Genomic DNA, 17,589 nt, shown 5'->3' on the forward strand with positions numbered 1-17,589 from the left:
AATGAAAAATAGAAGAGAATTTTTAGCCTTTACTTTTAAGCTTTTATGTATAGGAAGCGGAAGTGCATTTTTAGCAAGTTTAGCATTTAGCTCAAATCAGGAGTATTTTTTAAGACCTCCTGGGGCAGATAATGAAAAAGAATTTTTATCAAAATGTATACGATGTGGACTTTGTGTAAAAGCTTGTCCTTATGATGTTTTAAAACTAGCAAATTTAGAAAATAGTGCTAAAAATGGCACACCTTTTTTTATAGCAAGAGAAAATCCTTGTAGATTGTGCGAGGATATACCTTGTATAAGAGATTGTCCTACAAATGCGCTAGATCATAAATATTTAGAGCAAAATGATGGAATTTATAAAACAAAAATGGGTATAGCTATAATTGATAGCGCAAGTTGTGTTGCTTATTGGGGAATTCAATGTGATGCTTGTTATAGAGCCTGTCCATTGATAGATAAAGCATTAAAGCTTGAAATAAAACGCAATGAAAGAACTGCAAAGCACGCATTTTTATTACCTGTAGTAGATCATGAAGTATGCGTGGGATGTGGGATTTGTGAGAAAGCCTGTATAACGCAAAAAGCTGCTATTAGAGTTTTACCTAGAGAATTTGTCTTGGGAAAAGCTGGGGATAATTACATCAAAGGTTGGGATGAAAAAGATGAAAAACGCTTGCAAGATGTAAACACAGATAAAAATTTCAATAAAAACAAGGCTAAAGATTATCTTAATGATGGAGAATTGTTATGAAATATCTTATTTTAAGAAGAATAGTGCAATTGTCTATCTTAACTTTTTTTTCTTTTGGTGTATTTAATTTTATATTAAAAGGAAATTTAAGCTCTTCGGTTTTATTTTCTTCAGTGCCGCTAAGTGATCCTTTTGCGTTTATTCAACTTGCTTTAGCAAGTTTGCAAGTAGATTTAATGGCTTTAAGCGGTGCTTTGATAGTATTTTTATTTTATGCTATTTTTGCTGGAAGAGCGTTTTGCGCTTGGGTTTGTCCTGTAAATATCATTACTGATTTTGCTTATTTTATTAGAAGTAAATTAGGTTTTAATCAAGCAAGGATTTTTAATGTAAATAAAAATTTGCGTTATTATGTTTTGGCTTTTGTTTTGATTTTTTCTTTTCTTTTTTCCTTTCCTGTTTTTGAGGAATTTTCTTATATAGGAATAATCCAAAGAGGAATTATTTTCGGCGGTATTTCTTGGCTTTTTGTAGCTTTGATTGTTTTTTGTATAGATACATTTTTTAGTCCAAGATTTACTTGCTCACATTTTTGTCCTTTAGGAGCTTTTTGGGCTTTAAGTTCGCATTTTTCATTACTAAAAGTAAGATATAACTTGCAAAAATGCACCAAGTGTTATAAATGCCTTGGAGTATGTCCTGAAAAGCAAGTGCTTTGGATGATAGGTAAAGAAAATCAAGATGTAAAATCAGGTGAGTGTATAAGATGTGGAAAATGTATTGATGTTTGCGGTGATGATGCTTTAGGTTTTAGTATAATAAATTTAAGGAGAGAAAATGAAAAATAAAATCTTTTTATCCTTAGCAGCAGCTGTTTTAATAAGTGCTTGCGGACTTGCTGTTAAAAGTGTTGATTCAAAAGATATAGGTTTAAGAAAAACAAGTTTAGAAAGTGAAAATGTAGAGTTATTGGATGCAAAGTATTCTCAAGTAATGGCTGGAGAATCTGTTTTAATTGAGAGATCATTTGAAAATGCTCCGCCATTAATTCCACATACTTTAGAGGATATGCTTCCAATTACTAAAGATAATAATATTTGTTTAAGCTGTCATGATAAGGCCATAGCTAAAGATGTTGGAGCCACTCCGCTTCCAAGTAGCCATTATTTTGACTTAAGAAAAAACAAATCTACTAAAGATATGATAAGTGATGCAAGGTTTAATTGTACACAATGCCATGTACCACAAAGCGATGCAAAACCTTTAGTAGGAAATAGTTTTGAAGCTAAATTTAAAAATGAGGAACTAAAGAAAAAATCTAATCTTTTAGATGTTTTAAATGAAGGCGTAAAATAAAACTATGAAAAAAATATTTTTAATCTTACTAATGAGTGTATATGTATTTAGTTATGAGCTTAAACTTGATTCAAATTTAAATGCCTTAAAACTTGTTGATAGTAGTTTACTTATAGGACTTGATAATGGAGAATTAAATCAGTATTTTATTAAAGACAAAAAAATGCAAAAAATCACTCAACTTGATAAGATTAAAAATTTTTACGAAGAAAATCTTAGCCCTAGAATTTATAGTATTGATTACTTAAATGGGGCTATTTTGATTTTAAGTGAAGGTGATTTTGGTAGTAAAAGGCTTAGTATTTATAAAAATAAACAACTTTATAACTATAAGCTTTTAAATGATGGAGTAAAAAAAGCTTTGTTTTTAGATGATGATACTATTTTATTAGCCTTGCTAGGTTCTAATATAGAGCTTTTTGATTTAAAAACAAAAAATATTATAAAAAATTTTACTTTCTCTAACTCAAGTTTAAGTGATGTGGTTTTAAATGAGGCAAAAACTCAATTAGTAGCAGGTTTTGAAAGTGGTGAAATAGTACTTTTTGATGTGAAAAAGTGGCAAAAAATAAAAAGTTATAAAAATCTTCATAAAGATAATATTTATCAACTTGATTTTAAAAATGCAATTATTACAAGTTGTAGCACTGATAGAAAATTAGGCATAGTGCGAAATGATCAAGAAAAAAGCATAGAAAGAGACTTTTTAATATATGCTTGTAGTCTAAATAAAAGTGGTTCTATAGCGGTTTTTGGAGATAATGAAAAAAATATTATAGAGCTTATAGATACTAAAAATTTAAAAACAATAAAAAAATTCCAAAATAAAGATTTTTTGCTAGAATATCTTATATTTTTAAACGAGCATGAAATTATTAGTGCTGGTTATGAAGATAAAATTATATTTTGGAGTATAGATGAATCTTTCTAGTGTATTGATTTTAACTAAAGAGGAAAAATTAGAAAAACTTAAAGAACAAATTCAACAAACACCATGTTGTAGTGTGGAATTAGCTCAAGAAGAAAAAATTATAGTGGTAATAGAAAGTGAAAATTTAGATGATGAGTTAAAAGCATATAAACAATTAGAACAGCTTGATGGGGTGATAAGTATTAATATGGTATTTTCGTATCAGGATTTGGATGAAGAAAGAGAAAAAATTTTAAAAGCAAATTTTGAGGCAAATACTTTTGATGAAAATTTAAAAAAAGATAATTTAGAATACTATGGTAATGTTTTTAGAAAGTATTGATTATGATTTTTTTAATTCCTTTAATTGTGATTATTTCTTCTATTTTTATCATTGATCACTTTTATTTTTCCAAAGAGAATGAAGTTGTAAAAGAAAAAAAACAAGTAGTGCAAAAAAACACCGATTCTGATAAACAAAGATATCTTGAAAATATATTAAATCAAAAATAATCATGTACACACAAATTTCATATAAAAAATTCTTTTGGATTAATATTTTAGTTGTGATTACTCTTGCTTTAAATTTAAGAGCACCTATAACTTCCATAGGTCCTATGATAGAACATATTCAAGAATATTACAATATTAATTCTACTTTAGCAGGTATGCTAACAACCTTACCTTTAATAGCTTTTGGTCTTATATCGTTTTTTGTAGCGTATTTTTCACAAATTAAAGCTTTGTTTTTTGCTTTAATTTTGATTGTCTTTGGAGAAGTTATTAGAAGTTATGGAGGAACTATAGGTTTATTTTCTGGGGTTTTTTTGATAGGAGCAGGCATTGCAATAGCTAATGTTTTATTACCTTCTTTTGTAAAAGAAAAATTTTCTAAAAATACTTATAAGATAATGGGTTTATATGGATCAATTATAGGCTTATCTTCAATTGCTGGCGTGGCCTTATCACTTCCTTTGCTTAAATTTTTTGATGTACCTCAAGCTATGTTTTTTTGGGCTATATTGGCTTTAATTGCTTTGATTTTTTATTTTCCGCATTTGAAAAATAAAAGATTATTACGCCCTAAAAAGAAAAATATTAATAAAGTGAATATCTTTTTAAACTTAACAGCCTGGAAAGTTACTATTGTAATGGGATTGCAAAGTTTTTTATCTTATAGTCTTTTTGCATGGCTTAGTGTGATGATTAGTGAAAAGGGCTTTGGAATTGACTTTGGTTCTAATGTTTTATTATTATCTCAAATCATAGGGATGCCCGTGGCATTTTTACTACCTATCATTTTAGGAAAGCTTAGATCTCGTGCTAAAAGTTTTGCTATAGTGATGTTAGGGTTTTTGTATTTTTTAAGTTTTATGATGATTTTTCTTTTTAAAGTAAAAGCGATTTTGTTTTTAGCGGCTATTTTTTTAGGTTTTGCTTCTAGTGGAGTTTTTACAATTTCGTTATTATTTATTGCTATCAAAAGCTCAAATTCTATCATAGCGGCTAAACTTTCTGCTATGTCGCAAGGTATAGGGTATTTAATAGCTGCTCAATCACCTTGGATTATAGGCATGCTTCATGATAATTTTAGAAATTTCACTTCAGGCTTTATTATGCTTATTGTGGTAGCTATAATACTTAACATTTTTGTATTTTTAGCATATAAGGCTCCTGTGATTAAGTGAAAATTAAAAATAAATTAAAGCCTTTTTTGTTAGAATTTTAGGATTTTATTTTTGTGAGTTAATAATGCGATATACAGTAACAGAGGCTTCTATTTATGAAGCACAAGGCTTAAAAGATGAGGCTTTGGAGATTTATAAAAATATATTAAAACAAGATCCGCAAAATAAAAATGCCATTGATGCTATAAGGCGTTTGAGTGGCTTGCGTTCTAATCATGAAGATTTAAATTATGATATGCTTGATTTTTTTGTCAATATGAAAAGTGAAGAAGAAATTAATGAATTTAAAAGGTGGTTGATAAAACTATGAATATAGAAGATTTAGCAAAAATGGCTATTAGTGAAGTTAATTCAGAGTTAGATAATAAAAAAAATAAAAACGATGAATTTGCCCCTATGGTAGAAGAAATTACTCAAGAAAAAAATGTTAATGCTCAAGAGAAAAAAATCAAAGAAGAAATTAGTAAGGTTACACAAGAGCTAATCCAAGAACTAGATGATTTAGAAGTAAAAGTAAAAGATGATAAACAAAATGTCGCTATTAAGGTTGAAGCTTTAGAAGAAAAAGAAGAAAGCATTATAAATAATGAAGAATTTTTCTTGAAAAATCTTAGAGAGCGTATTTTGGTTTTATTTGAAGGATTAAAAAATACCAAAGATGAGCATATGGAAAAAAGACTAGATATGACCATTACTTTTTTAGAGTTTTTACTTGCAAAGATTGAAGATAGACTTAAAAAATGACCAAGATTTTTTAAGAATTAAAAATATACTTAAGCCTTACACACAAAGGGTTTATTTAGTAGGTGGTTGTGTAAGGAATTCTTTTTTAGATTTATCTAGTGATGATTATGATATAGAAATTTATGATATTGAGCCTATGCTTTTTGATGAGCTTATGCAAAAACTTGGTGCAAATGGAGTAGGAAAAAGTTTTTTTATGTATAAATATAAAAAATTTGATTTAGCTCTAGCACGCTATGAAAATAAAATTTCTACAGGCCATAGAGGTTTTGAAGTTAAAGTTTGTAATAATGAGCAAGAAGGAGCAAGAAGAAGAGATTTTACCATTAATGCATTGATGGTAAATATTTTTGATTTTGAATTTTTGGATTTTTTTAATGGTTTGCAAGATTTGCAAGCAAAGATTATAAGACATATTGATGATAAAAGTTTTATTGAAGATAGTTTAAGAGTACTTCGTGGAATTTCTTTTGCATGTAGGTTTGATTTAACAATTGCAAAAGAAAGTTTAAAATTAATGCAAACTATGGATATAAGCGATTTATCTAAAGAGCGTATTAATAATGAACTTTATAAAATTTTTAAAACTTCAAGACTAAATAAAGCTTATGAGTATTTTAAAATTTTAAATTTAGAAGAAAAAATCTTTTTTTATCAAAGTTGTAATAAAGAATTTGAGAGACTTTTAGAGTATAGCCAAAAGTTAATTTGTGATGAGGCTTTGTTTTTGTATTTGTATTTGAATTTTTTTCATATAAGTAAAGAGGAATTTTTTAAAAAAACAAAATTAAAAAAAGAGCTTTTAAAAAAATGCGAACAAGAATTTATTTTAGGTAAAATTGATGATTTTGATTTAGCTAAAATTGCTTTAAAAATACCACTTTGCAAATGGCTTGGACTTTGGAATAATGAGCGTATAACACAAGCAAAAAAAATAAATTTATATCATCATGCTTTTGAAAGTAAAATTAGCGCCAATGACTTACTAAAGGAAGGATTTAGCGGGAAAGAACTTGGAATTGAACTTGAAAAAAGAAAATTACAAGAATTAAAAAACTATATAAAGGAGTAAAAATGAATGAGTATATTTTAAAAATTTCATGCAGCGATGAAAAAGGATTGATTTATAGAATTTCAGATGTTATTTTTAAATATAGAATCAATATTATAAAAAATGATGAATTTGTTGGAGAAAATCGTTTTTTCTTTAGGGCGCATTTAGAAGGTGAGCTTGATATAAAAGCTTTTAAAGGAACGCTTGAAGCTATGCTTCCTGATAATGCACAAATTGAAATTACTTCAAAAAGAAAAAAAGATATTATTGTTTTAGCTACTAAAGAAACTCATTGTTTAGGTGAGTTACTTATCCGTCAATTTAGTGGAGAATTTAATGCAAATATTAAGGCAGTTATTGCAAATTATGATGTATTAAAACCTTTAGTGGATAAATTTAACATACCTTTTCATACTATTTTAGCACAGGATTTAAGCAGACAAGAGCATGAAAAAAAACTACTAGAGTGTTTAAAACAATATGAGTTTGATTATATTGTTTTAGCAAAATATATGAGAATATTATCTCCATCTTTTGTAGAGAATTTTGAGGGAAAGATTATTAATATCCACCACTCTTTTTTACCTGCATTTATAGGAGCTAATCCTTATAAGCAAGCTTATGAAAGAGGGGTAAAGATTATAGGCGCAACAGCGCATTTTGTAAACAATAACTTAGATGAGGGGCCAATTATTACCCAAGATGTTATACCAGTTACTCATGAATATTCTTGGCAAGCTATGCAACAAGCAGGGCGCAATGTAGAAAAAAATGTTTTTTCTAAGGCCTTGGATTTAGTGTTTGATGATAGGATTTTTATATATGATAATAAAACAATAGTATTTTAATCTTGATGCTAAAAAGCATCAAGATTAGCATGAATAGCAAGTTTTAAACTCATATGCAGTTGGTCTAGCTTCTACAGGCCATACTTGGGTTTCAAATTTCATATGTTGATAATCATCAATAAATACATCACTCATAACAGGCTTTAAGAAGGCATTTTTTCTAATGAGTGCTTCCAAAGATCCTCTTAAAGTGTGAGGTAATTGCTCTATACCTTTTTCTCTAATCTCATCTAGGGTTAGTGCAAATAAATTTTCATCCATAGGACCTACCGGTATGGTTTTATTTTTAATACCATCAAGTCCTGCCATAAGCAAGCTTGTAAAAGCTAGGTAAGGATTGGAAGTGCTATCAGGAAATCTTATTTCAACTCTTGCGCTTTTTTCATTAATACCATAAGGCACGCGACAACTTGCAGAGCGATTTTGGCAAGAATAAGTTAGTATACAAGGTGCTTCAAAACCTGGAACTATTCTTTTATAAGAATTTGAACTAGGATTGGTAAATGCAGCAACACTTCTTGCATTAGCTAAAATTCCACCGATGTAATTAATCGCATATTCACTTAATTTTCCATATCCTTCTTTATCATAAAATAAATTTACTCCATCTTTCCAAAGGCTCATATGCACATGCATACCACTTCCATTATCTCCATAGAGTGGTTTTGGCATAAAGGTCGCTGTTTTTCCATTTAAATGCGCTACCATTTTAACTACATATTTATAAATTTGTACATTATCAGCAGCTTCAACTAAATTCCCAAATTCTACACCAATCTCAGCTTGTCCTTGTGCTACTTCATGATGATGTACGAAAGTTTTTAAACCAACTCTTTCTAAAACTTGTACCATTTCAGCTCTAATATCCACACTAGAATCAATAGGACTTACAGGAAAATATCCACCTTTATTTCTTGGGCGATGTCCACTATTGTAACTATCTGTAAAATCTTTATTATCATTCCATTCACCTTCTTCAGTATCTACTTCATATTTTGCACAGTGAGAAGAATCAACTATTTTTACATTATCAAAAATAAAAAATTCATTTTCAGGACCAAAATAAGCAGTGTCAGCGATATTGCTTGTGCTTAAGTGTTGCATTGCTTTTTTAGCAATACTTCTTGGACATTTTTCATACATTTGATCTTTGTAAATATCATATACATCGCAAATTACTATGATAGTAGGATCAGCTGTAAAAGGATCTAAAAACGCACTTTCCACATCAGGTTTTAAAATCATATCTGATTTTTCTATAGGCTGCCAACCATGCAAAGAGCTTGCGTCAAAAGGAATTCCGTTTTCAAAGGTTTTATCATCAATTGCTTTTATATTATAAGTGATGTGATGCCAAGTGCCTATCATATCAGTAAATCTAAAATCAACAAATAAAACTTCATGTTCTTGACAATAACTAAAAAACTCATCAATGCTATTTACAAATTTACCCATTTTTTCTCCTTTTTATTTTTTTGGTTTTTTAATTTATTTTATAGATTGTAGTATATTTTTTTTAAATTAAGTTTAAATTAATATTTTTTTTATAATCAAATTAAAAAAAGATTATTTTGTGTAAAAAAATAATTAATTGGTAAAATTAATGTTGATTTATATTTTTTTGTAATATAATCTCGCATTAGTTTTTTTATTAAAAAAGGTGTAACAATGACTCAAGAAGAATTAGATGCTTTAATGAATGGCACTGAAGACTTAGATCTTGATTCTGTAGAAGAAACAGAAGAAAAACCAGATACAGATTATGAAGATGAGGAAAAAAATAAGCAAATTGTTAATGATATGATTAATGGTGATTATAAAGCAAGAGCGGATATGGCTTGGCCACCACCTCCACCTAGTAAAGAACATAAAGTTGTACATCAACTTGATGATGTTACAAGAGATAGTGAAATAAAAGCCACAGAGATGATGGAAAAATTAGAAGCTATTAACGATTTTTTTGCAAATTCTGAGAGTGATCTTTGTGTAATCAGTGATGCTTTAAATAAAAATATAGAAATTTTTGAAAAATTAAATGCAAAATTTCCTAATGTGGTAAGCTTTAAAGAAGCTATTGAAATAAATAACAATGCTAAAAATATCATAGATGAGATTACAGGTTGTTTGCAAACTGGACAAGATGAAGTTATGATGGCAATGGATGCTATGCAATATCAAGATATTCATCGTCAAAAAATTGAGCGTGTTATTAATGTTATGAGAGCTTTAAGTAGATATATGAGTAGTTTGTTTGAAGGTAAAATTGATGATGAAAAACGCGTGGGATCTGCTGTGCATATCGAAGGAGATACAACTGCAGATGTTGTAAGTAATGATGATATTGAGGCATTAATCGCAAGTTTAGGAAAAAAATGATTATTCCTGAAATAGTAGCTCCTGCAGGTAATTTTACAAAATTAAAAATAGCTTTAGCTTATGGAGCTGATGCTGTTTATGCAGGAGTGAGTAATTTTTCATTAAGAGCAAGAACTGCTAGAGATTTTAATTATGAAACTTTTAAAGAAGCTATTGAGTACACGCATGCAAAAGGAAAAAAAATTTATGTAACGATTAATGGATTTCATTTTAGCTCTCAAATTGAAGGTTTGAAAAGGCATATTTTAAAATTAAAAGAAATGAAACCCGATGCTTTTATAGTAGCTTCTGTAGGTGCTATGCGTTTGGTTAAAGAGCTTGCACCTGAAATCAATCTTCATGTATCAACCCAAGCTAATATTTTAAATTACTTAGACGCTCAAGTTTATAAAGATATGGGAGCTAAGCGTGTTGTTATAGCAAGGGAACTTGGTTTAAAAGATGCAAAAGATTTGAAAAATAATTGTGACATAGAACTTGAAAGTTTTGTCCATGGTTCTATGTGTTTTGCGTATTCTGGCAGATGTTTGATAAGCTCAGTGCAAAGTGGACGCATGAGTAATCGTGGATCATGTGCAAATGATTGTAGATTTAACTATGAACTTTATGCAAAGAACCCAGAAACTAATACACTTTTTAGACTTGAAGAAGATGAGAATGGCACGCATGTGTTTAATTCTAAAGATTTAAATTTAAGCTCGTATATTCAAAAAATTATGCAAGAAGATTGCATTCATGCTTTTAAAATAGAAGGAAGAACGAAAAGTGAGTATTATGTAGCTTTGACTACAAGAACTTATAAAATGGCAGTGCAAGATGTATTGCAAAATACTTTTGATGCGGCTAAGTATGAAAAAGAAATTTATACTTTAAAACACAGAGGTTTTACAGATGGATATTTAGTTTCAAGAGCTTATGAAAAAACCGATTCAATAAATCATAATACAAGTATAGAAGAAGGAACCCATCAAGTGCATGCTATTAGCGAAGATGGTGAATTTTTTAAATGTAAGGGTAAGATAGAATTAAACAAAGAATATGAAATTCTAGCTCCGGTTGATTCTAATATAGAATTAGGGGAAAATAAACTAGGTTTAGTATATGAAAATGAAGGAAAAAAATTCATAGTGTTTAAACAATTATTAGCAAAAAACAATAAAGAATTTAGTGAAATTCATAGTGGTAATGAAAATGAAATTACTTTGCCGTTTAAACTTCCAGAATTTAGCTTTTTAAGAAGGAGTGTTGAATGAAATTTGTTTCCATATTGATGGGAAGTAAGAGTGATTATGATATAGTAAAAGAAGCTTTAGGAATTTTGGAAAAATTTGATGTAAAATATGAAGTCTTGATCACTTCAGCTCATAGAAGCCCTCAAAGAACCCAAGAATACATCAAAAATGCTGAAGAAAAAGGCGCAAAAGTATTTATTGCTGCAGCGGGTATGGCAGCTCATTTAGCAGGAGCTGTTGCAGCACATACAACAAAACCTGTTTTAGGTATACCTATGCCAGGAAGTAATTTAGCTAGCATGGATTCTTTATTTTCTACTGTGCAAATGCCAAGTGGAATTCCTGTAGCAACTGTGGCTATAGGTAAAGCAGGGGCTATTAATGCAGCTTATTTGGCAGTGCAAATTTTAGCAATAGAAGATGAGTCTTTAGCGCAAAAATTATTAGAAGATAGACAAAAACAACAAGAGAAATTAATCCAAGATTCTAATACAATTGAAGTTTTTCTTTAAGGAGCGTATATGCAAACTTACTTGGAATTAAAAGAATTTTGTCAGTTAGTTCATTTATCCGAAGATGTTGTAAAAGGAATGATGGCAAATGGTGCTTTAAATTTCAAAGAAGAAGAAGGTAAAATTTATATAGAAGCTAATCAAGGTACTTTTAGCGTAGTTCCTTCAAGTTCAAAGCAACCTGCTATGGTAAATTCTATGACCTTGGCAGGAGAAAGTTTTGTAGAAAAAACTATAGGGACTATTTTAAATTTACATGAAAAAGTTCTTGATGCTAAGGATGAAACCTTAGAAGCTTTAAAGGGTGAAAATAAATTTTTAAAAGATGCTCTTTATTCTATGCAAGAGCTTTATGATGAGGATAGAAAAACTATAGAAAATCTTAACGAGCAACTTAAATATGCGCGTAATGAAGTTGAATTTCTAAAAAGAAAATATAAAATGATGTGGAATAAAACAGTGGAATTATATGCAAATTCGCCTGAGAAGTCTGAAGAATTAAAGGAAGAAAAATGACTTTTTCTCAAATGATTTTAAATTTACAAGAATTTTGGCAAAAGCAAGGTTGTGCTATTATGCAACCTTATGATTTTCCAGCAGGTGCAGGGACTTTTCATCCGGCAACTTTTTTAAGAAGTTTAGGTAAAAAACCTTGGGCGGCTGCTTATGTAGCACCAAGTAGAAGACCAACTGATGGAAGATATGGTGAAAATCCTAATAGATTGGGTGCTTATTATCAATTTCAAGTTTTAATTAAACCAAGCCCTGATAATATCCAAGAATTATATTTAAAAAGTTTAGAAAATTTAGGCTTTGATTTGAAATCACATGATATTCGTTTTGTTGAAGATAATTGGGAAAGTCCAAGTTTAGGTGCTTGGGGTTTGGGCTGGGAAGTTTGGCTTGATGGTATGGAAGTTACACAATTTACTTATTTTCAACAAGTTGGTGGTATAAGCGTAGATTTAGTTAGTGCTGAAATTACTTATGGCTTGGAAAGACTTGCAATGTATTTACAAGATGTAGATAATGTATATGACATAGTTTGGAATGAATTTAACGGCGAAAAAATTACCTATAAAGATGTTCATAAGCAAGGCGAGTTTGAATTTAGTAAATATAATTTTGAAGTAAGTGATGTAAAAACTTTAAATGTACAATTTGAAAATGCTTACAATGAGTGTAAAAATGCATTAGATGCAAAACTTGCTTTACCAGCATATGATTATTGTATGTTAGCAGCACATACTTTTAATTTGCTTGATGCAAGAGGAGCTATTTCAGTAACTCAAAGACAAGATTTTATGCTTAAAATTAGAGAATTATCTAAAAGTTGTGCTTTAGTATATAAAGAAAGTTTAGATGAAAATTAAAGAAATTTATGATTATTTAGATACTATTAGTCCATTTAATACGCAAAGTTCATGGGACAATAGTGGTTTATTGCTTGGAAATTTCGATCAAGATGTAAATAAGATTTATCTTGCGCTTGATGTAGATATGCATTTAATTGAAAATGCAAGCGAAAATTCACTTTTTATAGTCCATCATCCTTTAATTTTTAAAGGTTTGAAGAATTTAAGTGGAGTGCTTTATCCGCAAAATCTTCTTACAAAAATGATACAAAAAAATATAGCCTTGATTGCTATGCATACAAATTTTGATTTAAGTCATTTAAATACTTATTTTACTAGCGAAATTTTGGGTTTTAAGATCAAAGAACAAAATGAATTTTTGATCTATTGTGATGTAGATTTTCAATTAGATACATTAGTTGATCATGTTAAAAAGTGTTTAAAGCTTAATCATATTAGGGTTGTTAATGCTCATCAAGAAAAAATAAAAACTTTAGCAATATGTACAGGCAGTGGTGGAGATTTGATTTCTAGTGTAAAAGCAGATTGTTTTTTAAGTGGAGATTTTAAGTATCATCAGGCCTTAGAAAGTTATCATAATAAACTCAATTTGATTGATATAGGTCACTATGAAAGTGAGTCATACTTTGGTGAAATTTTAGCAAAAGATTTGCAAAAATTTCATTTAGAAGTTATAATATCAGTTTCAAAAAATCCATTTCAATATTTTTAAGGAAAAAATCAATGAATAAATATTTAGAACAACTTATAGCTTTATCGCAAATTGATAAAGAGTTAGATGGTTTTGCAAATAAAGTAGAAGATGCTACAAAGGATTTAAAAGAAAAGCGTAATTTGCTTGATAAAACTGAAGAAGAAATTGCAGGTTTTGAAAAAGATATTAAAGATATAGAAAATCAAAAAATACAAAACAATAACCATATTGCAGAATTTGGTGTGAAAATTAAAGAAATAGCCAAAAAAAGTGCTGCAGTGAAAACTGAAAAAGAAGCAAATGCTTTAAAAATCGAAGAAGATATAGCTAAAGAGCAACTTGATGCAGCAAATGAAGAGATAGAAAGATTAGATAAAATTTTAGAAAACAAAGAAAAATTTATACAAGAATTGCAAACTAAGAGAACTGAACTTGAAAATGAAGTGGATCAAATAGATGCTCAAACAAAAGTTGTATTAGTTGATATTGAAAAAGAAAGATTAGAGATTTATGATAAAAAAGTAAAGCTGGTTGGCGAAATAAATCAAAAAGTTTTAACTTTTTATGAGAAAATTAGAAAATGGGCGGGAAATAGTGCTCTAGTTCCTGTGAAAAAACATGCTTGTTATGGCTGTTTTATGAGAATTTATGATAAAACTTATTTAGCAGTTTTAAAAGGTGATGAAATCGTAACTTGTCCGCATTGTGGAAGAATTTTATATAAAGAAAAAGAAGAAAATCAAAATTGATTTTTTTTTATTACATTTTTGCTGTGATTATATATGTAATCGCAGTTCCTTTTTTGTTGATTTTAAGTTTTTGTAAAGAAAAATATAAAGCGTCTTTAAAATCTAGATTTTTTCTTTACAAAAACTTAAAACAAGAACAAGGAGATATATATTTTCATGCTTGCTCCTTTGGGGAGATTAAAAGCATTGTTCCCTTAATAAAACTTTTTCCAACTTGTAAAATTTCAACTATCACGCAAACCGGATTTAATGAAGCTTTAAGACATTCTAAAAAAGTAAATTTTTTACCATTTGAAATTTTTATACCATTTTGGATGAAACCTTGCAAAGTTTTGATTATTTTTGAAGCAGAGCTTTGGCTTATGCTTGTATTGATGGCTAAATTTTATAATGCAAAAGTTATTTTATTAAATGCTAGGATTAGTGATAGATCTTTAAAAAACTACAAGCGTTTTAGCTTTTTTTATCGTTTGATTTTTAAATATATTGATGTTGTGTTTGCGCAAAGTCAAAAAGACAAAGAAAGGTTAGAGTGTTTGGGTGCTAAAAATGTTGCAGCATACAAAAATATCAAAGCATATATAAAACAAGAACAAGTGAAAAATTATTCAAAACCTAAGGCTAGGGTTATTATATTTGCTAGTACGCATGAAAATGAAGAACTATTATTGCTTAATGAGATTAAACTAGAAGAAAATGATAGATTAATTATCGCTCCAAGACATCCGGAGCGTTTTGGCGAGGTTGAGGGGATTTTAAAAGATTTTTGCCAAAAAAATCATTATAATATGCAAAAATTTTCAGACTTTACTTTAAGTGAAAATGATTTTGCAAATTTTTTTAAGACCAAGTGTTTATTACTAGATACTTTGGGTGAGCTAGAAAGTTTTTATAAGATTAGTGATGTAGTTTTTTTGTGCGGCTCTTTTGTAAAAAATATAGGTGGGCATAATCCTATAGAAGCGGCTAGATGGAATAATGTTATTATCTCGGGGAAATATTATTTTAATCAAGAAAGTTTATATCAAGAAGTTGATGATTTGTATATTTGTGAGAGTGTAAAAGATATAAATGATTTTTTAAAGCAAAAATTATCACAAGCACGAGTCAAAGAGCAAAATGATTTAAATGAAATTATATTAAGTATAAAAGAAGGTTTAGATGCAAGAAAAAGCTTATAAATTGCTTGCAATGCAAGAAAAAATTTCTAATAATGCAGCAAAAGATTTGATTGATAAAGGTTGTGTTTTTGCTATGGGAAAAAAGGTTGTTATAGCTAGAGCTTTGATGAGCTCAAAAACAAGATTTGTCGTGCAAAAAATAAAAAAAGCAAAAATACTTTTTGAAGATGATAAAATCATAGTTTTAAATAAGCCTTATGGGGAAATTAGCGAGAATTTAGAAGGTGTTTATAATGCTAAATTAATTAACAGGCTTGATAAAGAAACAAGTGGAGTTTTGCTTTTAAGCAAAGATGAGGAATTTAGACTAAAATGCATTCAAGAGTATAAAAAACAAAATGTTTATAAAAGCTATTTAGCTATTGTCGATGGAGTAATTGCTGAAGAACTTGAAATTTGTGAAAAAATAACTACTATAAAAAATAAATCCGGAGCTTTTAGTAAAATCGATAAATTTGGCTTAGAAGCTCATACTCAGGTTATACCTTTAATGGTAAATGCAAAAAAAACTTTAATAAAAGCAGTCATTAAAACAGGTAGAACACATCAAATCAGAGTGCATTTAAATCATATAAAACATGGTATTATTGGCGATGAAAAATATGCAAAAAATAGCTCTTCTAGAATGTATTTGCATTCTTACGAAACGCATATTTTTGATTATCAATTTAAAGCTTTACTTGATGAGAGTTTTAATGCTTATGGTTTTGAAATAAAAAATTTAAATTTTTAAAGGCGTTTAAAGCTAAAAGGGTTTATAATTTAGCTTTTTAGAATTTTAATAAAGGGAAAATAAAGTGTTTGAAATAGTTAGTGAGTCATTTAAATCCGCGGTTAATAAACTTCGTTTTGTTGATGATGAAAAAGCTTTAAAAAATGCTCTTGACACTTTAAAAAAAGCCCTTTTAAAAGCAGATGTACATCATAAAGTTACGAAAGAATTACTCACTTTAGTAGAAAATGATGTAAAAACTAATGGCATAGGCCAAAAGCAATTTTTAGACTCAATTAAGAAAAATTTAGAAGAAATTCTTAGTGTTAAAGGTAAAAATCAAGGTTTTGTATTTGCTAGTAAGCCACCTACGGTTGTTTTGATGTGCGGTTTGCAAGGTGGTGGTAAAACTACTACTACGGTAAAAATTGCTAATTACTTAAAACTAAGAAATAAAAAAGTATTAATTGCTGCATGTGATTTGCAAAGATTAGCTGCGGTAGAGCAATTAAGACAACTCACTCAAGCTAATGAGCTTGATTTATTTTTTATAGAAAATGAAAGCAATCCTTTAAATGTAGCTAAACAAGCTTTGGAAAAAGCAAAAAATTCTATGTATGATGTTTTGCTTGTAGATACTGCCGGTCGTCTGGCAATTGATATAGCTTTGATGAATGAGCTTAAAGAAGTAAAAGCTATTTTAAATCCTGATGAAGTATTTTATGTAGCTGATGCTATGAGTGGTCAAGATGGAGTTAAAACAGCAAGTAGCTTTAATGAAGCTTTAGAAATCACTGGGGTTATTTTAAGTAAATTTGATGCAGATACTAAAGGTGGTGTTGCGCTAGGTATAGCTAAACAAATTGGTGTGCCTTTAAGATTTATTGGTGTTGGTGAGAAAGTAGCTGATTTAGAAGTATTTATCCCTGATAGGATTGTTAATCGTATCATGGGTGAAGGTGATTTGGCGACTTTGGCTGAAAAAACTGCCGCTATTATAGATGAAAAAGAAGCAAAAAAACTTAATAAAAAAATCAAAAAAGGTGAATTTAATTTCAATGACTTTTTAAATCAAATGGAAAGTGTTAAAAAACTTGGTAGTATGAAATCAATCATTGGTATGATACCTGGTTTATCATCTATGGCAGCAAATATTAAAGATATTGATTTGGATAATTCTAAAGAAATTATTCATATTAAAGCAATGATTTCATCAATGACGCCAAAAGAAAGAGAAAATCCTGATTTATTAAACAACGCAAGAAAGCGTCGTATTGCAGAGGGTGCTGGTTTATCTCAAATGGAAGTAAATCGCTTTTTAAAACAATTTGGTAATGCGGCTAAGTTGGCAAAAAAATTTTCAAACAAAAAAGGAATGGAAAATTTTATGAATATGTTGCAGCAAGCTAAAAGACCGCAATAATTAAAGCTTTTTTATGGATATATGAGTTAAAATATCTATAACA

The 17,589-nt window shown here is 28.9% G+C and carries 22 protein-coding genes; 21 read left to right on the forward strand and 1 reads right to left on the reverse strand.

All coding sequences use genetic code 11. The annotated features are described in order from the left end of the window. The first annotated feature begins 1 nt into the window (after position 1). The 11 genes from napG (at position 2) to purU (ending at position 7,291) form a co-directional block, all read left to right on the forward strand. A complete protein-coding gene (napG, locus tag L8W69_RS00445; RefSeq protein WP_263666147.1) occupies positions 2 to 751 on the forward strand; it encodes a ferredoxin-type protein NapG in 750 nt (249 codons plus the stop codon). Continuing rightward, on the forward strand, positions 748 to 1,539 hold the full coding sequence (gene napH / locus L8W69_RS00450) for a quinol dehydrogenase ferredoxin subunit NapH (protein WP_263666148.1): 792 nt from the start codon (positions 748 to 750) through the stop codon (positions 1,537 to 1,539). The genes napG and napH overlap by 4 nt, the downstream gene beginning before the upstream one ends. Further along, positions 1,529 to 2,047 (forward strand): nitrate reductase cytochrome c-type subunit, encoded by a 519-nt coding sequence (locus L8W69_RS00455; protein WP_263666149.1) that lies wholly within the window; start codon positions 1,529 to 1,531, stop codon positions 2,045 to 2,047. The genes napH and L8W69_RS00455 overlap by 11 nt, the downstream gene beginning before the upstream one ends. A 4-nt stretch (positions 2,048 to 2,051) precedes the next feature. Next, the gene (locus tag L8W69_RS00460; RefSeq protein WP_263666150.1) at positions 2,052 to 2,978 is read left to right on the forward strand and encodes a WD40 repeat domain-containing protein; all 927 of its coding nucleotides are present in this window, start codon (positions 2,052 to 2,054) and stop codon (positions 2,976 to 2,978) included. Continuing rightward, a complete protein-coding gene (locus tag L8W69_RS00465) occupies positions 2,965 to 3,300 on the forward strand; it encodes a chaperone NapD (RefSeq protein ID WP_133318735.1) in 336 nt (111 codons plus the stop codon). Before L8W69_RS00460 ends, L8W69_RS00465 begins: the two co-directional genes overlap by 14 nt. 2 nt (positions 3,301 to 3,302) lie before the next feature. Next, positions 3,303 to 3,470, forward strand: coding sequence for a hypothetical protein (locus L8W69_RS00470; RefSeq protein WP_087699327.1), 168 nt, complete (start codon positions 3,303 to 3,305; stop codon positions 3,468 to 3,470). 2 nt (positions 3,471 to 3,472) lie between these two features. Next, the gene (locus L8W69_RS00475) at positions 3,473 to 4,645 is read left to right on the forward strand and encodes an MFS transporter (protein WP_263659053.1); all 1,173 of its coding nucleotides are present in this window, start codon (positions 3,473 to 3,475) and stop codon (positions 4,643 to 4,645) included. 61 nt (positions 4,646 to 4,706) lie between these two features. Next, positions 4,707 to 4,955 carry a hypothetical protein gene (locus tag L8W69_RS00480; protein ID WP_087691144.1) on the forward strand — a complete coding sequence of 83 codons (249 nt, stop codon included), beginning with the start codon at positions 4,707 to 4,709 and terminating at the stop codon, positions 4,953 to 4,955. Beyond that, positions 4,952 to 5,389, forward strand: a complete 438-nt coding sequence (gene ciaD / locus L8W69_RS00485; RefSeq protein WP_263666151.1) for an effector protein CiaD — start codon at positions 4,952 to 4,954, stop codon at positions 5,387 to 5,389. The genes L8W69_RS00480 and ciaD overlap by 4 nt, the downstream gene beginning before the upstream one ends. After that, a complete protein-coding gene (locus L8W69_RS00490) occupies positions 5,358 to 6,461 on the forward strand; it encodes a CCA tRNA nucleotidyltransferase (RefSeq protein ID WP_263660115.1) in 1,104 nt (367 codons plus the stop codon). Before ciaD ends, L8W69_RS00490 begins: the two co-directional genes overlap by 32 nt. Positions 6,462 to 6,463: 2 nt before the next feature. Continuing rightward, positions 6,464 to 7,291 (forward strand): formyltetrahydrofolate deformylase, encoded by an 828-nt coding sequence (purU, locus tag L8W69_RS00495; protein ID WP_133318739.1) that lies wholly within the window; start codon positions 6,464 to 6,466, stop codon positions 7,289 to 7,291. Positions 7,292 to 7,315: 24 nt separating this feature from the next. Here the strand turns inward: purU and glnA are convergent, their stop codons facing one another. Further along, positions 7,316 to 8,746, reverse strand: a complete 1,431-nt coding sequence (gene glnA, locus L8W69_RS00500) for a type I glutamate--ammonia ligase (RefSeq protein ID WP_263664393.1) — start codon at positions 8,744 to 8,746, stop codon at positions 7,316 to 7,318. 213 nt (positions 8,747 to 8,959) lie between these two features. Here glnA and L8W69_RS00505 point away from each other — a divergent pair, with 213 nt between their 5' ends. From L8W69_RS00505 to ffh, 10 genes are all read left to right on the forward strand, one after another. Then, the gene (locus L8W69_RS00505; RefSeq protein WP_263659057.1) at positions 8,960 to 9,667 is read left to right on the forward strand and encodes a protein phosphatase CheZ; all 708 of its coding nucleotides are present in this window, start codon (positions 8,960 to 8,962) and stop codon (positions 9,665 to 9,667) included. After that, positions 9,664 to 10,920 (forward strand): peptidase U32 family protein, encoded by a 1,257-nt coding sequence (locus tag L8W69_RS00510; protein WP_263659058.1) that lies wholly within the window; start codon positions 9,664 to 9,666, stop codon positions 10,918 to 10,920. Before L8W69_RS00505 ends, L8W69_RS00510 begins: the two co-directional genes overlap by 4 nt. After that, positions 10,917 to 11,411 (forward strand): 5-(carboxyamino)imidazole ribonucleotide mutase, encoded by a 495-nt coding sequence (gene purE / locus L8W69_RS00515; protein WP_133318743.1) that lies wholly within the window; start codon positions 10,917 to 10,919, stop codon positions 11,409 to 11,411. Before L8W69_RS00510 ends, purE begins: the two co-directional genes overlap by 4 nt. Positions 11,412 to 11,420: 9 nt before the next feature. Continuing rightward, on the forward strand, positions 11,421 to 11,927 hold the full coding sequence (locus tag L8W69_RS00520) for a DUF3972 domain-containing protein (RefSeq protein WP_220566839.1): 507 nt from the start codon (positions 11,421 to 11,423) through the stop codon (positions 11,925 to 11,927). Then, entirely contained in the window at positions 11,924 to 12,784 is an 861-nt protein-coding gene (gene glyQ / locus L8W69_RS00525) for a glycine--tRNA ligase subunit alpha (protein ID WP_263659059.1), read from the forward strand. Before L8W69_RS00520 ends, glyQ begins: the two co-directional genes overlap by 4 nt. Further along, complete coding sequence (locus tag L8W69_RS00530; protein WP_133318746.1) at positions 12,774 to 13,499, forward strand: Nif3-like dinuclear metal center hexameric protein; 726 nt, start codon at positions 12,774 to 12,776, stop codon at positions 13,497 to 13,499. The genes glyQ and L8W69_RS00530 overlap by 11 nt, the downstream gene beginning before the upstream one ends. An 11-nt stretch (positions 13,500 to 13,510) precedes the next feature. Beyond that, entirely contained in the window at positions 13,511 to 14,230 is a 720-nt protein-coding gene (locus L8W69_RS00535; RefSeq protein WP_263666152.1) for a zinc ribbon domain-containing protein, read from the forward strand. After that, a complete protein-coding gene (waaA, locus tag L8W69_RS00540; protein WP_220566838.1) occupies positions 14,227 to 15,411 on the forward strand; it encodes a lipid IV(A) 3-deoxy-D-manno-octulosonic acid transferase in 1,185 nt (394 codons plus the stop codon). Before L8W69_RS00535 ends, waaA begins: the two co-directional genes overlap by 4 nt. After that, the gene (locus L8W69_RS00545; protein WP_263659061.1) at positions 15,392 to 16,144 is read left to right on the forward strand and encodes a pseudouridine synthase family protein; all 753 of its coding nucleotides are present in this window, start codon (positions 15,392 to 15,394) and stop codon (positions 16,142 to 16,144) included. Before waaA ends, L8W69_RS00545 begins: the two co-directional genes overlap by 20 nt. A 64-nt stretch (positions 16,145 to 16,208) precedes the next feature. Further along, positions 16,209 to 17,546: a signal recognition particle protein gene (gene ffh / locus L8W69_RS00550; RefSeq protein WP_263666153.1), complete on the forward strand. Its 1,338-nt coding sequence runs from the start codon at positions 16,209 to 16,211 to the stop codon at positions 17,544 to 17,546. Positions 17,547 to 17,589: the final 43 nt, after the last annotated feature.

This window comes from Campylobacter sp. CNRCH_2016_3089 (assembly GCF_025772505.1).
In the GTDB taxonomy this organism is placed as follows: domain Bacteria; phylum Campylobacterota; class Campylobacteria; order Campylobacterales; family Campylobacteraceae; genus Campylobacter_D; species Campylobacter_D lari_D.

What these genes read in the sequence shown, in the direction of transcription:
- napG (WP_263666147.1), top strand. Translation starts at nt 2, where the DNA reads ATGAAAAATAGAAGAGAATTTTTAGCCTTTACTTTTAAGCTTTTATGT.
- napH (WP_263666148.1), top strand. Translation starts at nt 748, where the DNA reads ATGAAATATCTTATTTTAAGAAGAATAGTGCAATTGTCTATCTTAACT.
- L8W69_RS00455 (WP_263666149.1), top strand. Translation starts at nt 1,529, where the DNA reads ATGAAAAATAAAATCTTTTTATCCTTAGCAGCAGCTGTTTTAATAAGT.
- L8W69_RS00460 (WP_263666150.1), top strand. Translation starts at nt 2,052, where the DNA reads ATGAAAAAAATATTTTTAATCTTACTAATGAGTGTATATGTATTTAGT.
- L8W69_RS00465 (WP_133318735.1), top strand. Translation starts at nt 2,965, where the DNA reads ATGAATCTTTCTAGTGTATTGATTTTAACTAAAGAGGAAAAATTAGAA.
- L8W69_RS00470 (WP_087699327.1), top strand. Translation starts at nt 3,303, where the DNA reads ATGATTTTTTTAATTCCTTTAATTGTGATTATTTCTTCTATTTTTATC.
- L8W69_RS00475 (WP_263659053.1), top strand. Translation starts at nt 3,473, where the DNA reads ATGTACACACAAATTTCATATAAAAAATTCTTTTGGATTAATATTTTA.
- ciaD (WP_263666151.1), top strand. Translation starts at nt 4,952, where the DNA reads ATGAATATAGAAGATTTAGCAAAAATGGCTATTAGTGAAGTTAATTCA.
- purU (WP_133318739.1), top strand. Translation starts at nt 6,464, where the DNA reads ATGAATGAGTATATTTTAAAAATTTCATGCAGCGATGAAAAAGGATTG.
- glnA (WP_263664393.1), bottom strand. Translation starts at nt 8,746, where the DNA reads ATGGGTAAATTTGTAAATAGCATTGATGAGTTTTTTAGTTATTGTCAA.
- L8W69_RS00505 (WP_263659057.1), top strand. Translation starts at nt 8,960, where the DNA reads ATGACTCAAGAAGAATTAGATGCTTTAATGAATGGCACTGAAGACTTA.
- L8W69_RS00510 (WP_263659058.1), top strand. Translation starts at nt 9,664, where the DNA reads ATGATTATTCCTGAAATAGTAGCTCCTGCAGGTAATTTTACAAAATTA.
- purE (WP_133318743.1), top strand. Translation starts at nt 10,917, where the DNA reads ATGAAATTTGTTTCCATATTGATGGGAAGTAAGAGTGATTATGATATA.
- L8W69_RS00520 (WP_220566839.1), top strand. Translation starts at nt 11,421, where the DNA reads ATGCAAACTTACTTGGAATTAAAAGAATTTTGTCAGTTAGTTCATTTA.
- glyQ (WP_263659059.1), top strand. Translation starts at nt 11,924, where the DNA reads ATGACTTTTTCTCAAATGATTTTAAATTTACAAGAATTTTGGCAAAAG.
- L8W69_RS00530 (WP_133318746.1), top strand. Translation starts at nt 12,774, where the DNA reads ATGAAAATTAAAGAAATTTATGATTATTTAGATACTATTAGTCCATTT.
- L8W69_RS00535 (WP_263666152.1), top strand. Translation starts at nt 13,511, where the DNA reads ATGAATAAATATTTAGAACAACTTATAGCTTTATCGCAAATTGATAAA.
- L8W69_RS00545 (WP_263659061.1), top strand. Translation starts at nt 15,392, where the DNA reads ATGCAAGAAAAAGCTTATAAATTGCTTGCAATGCAAGAAAAAATTTCT.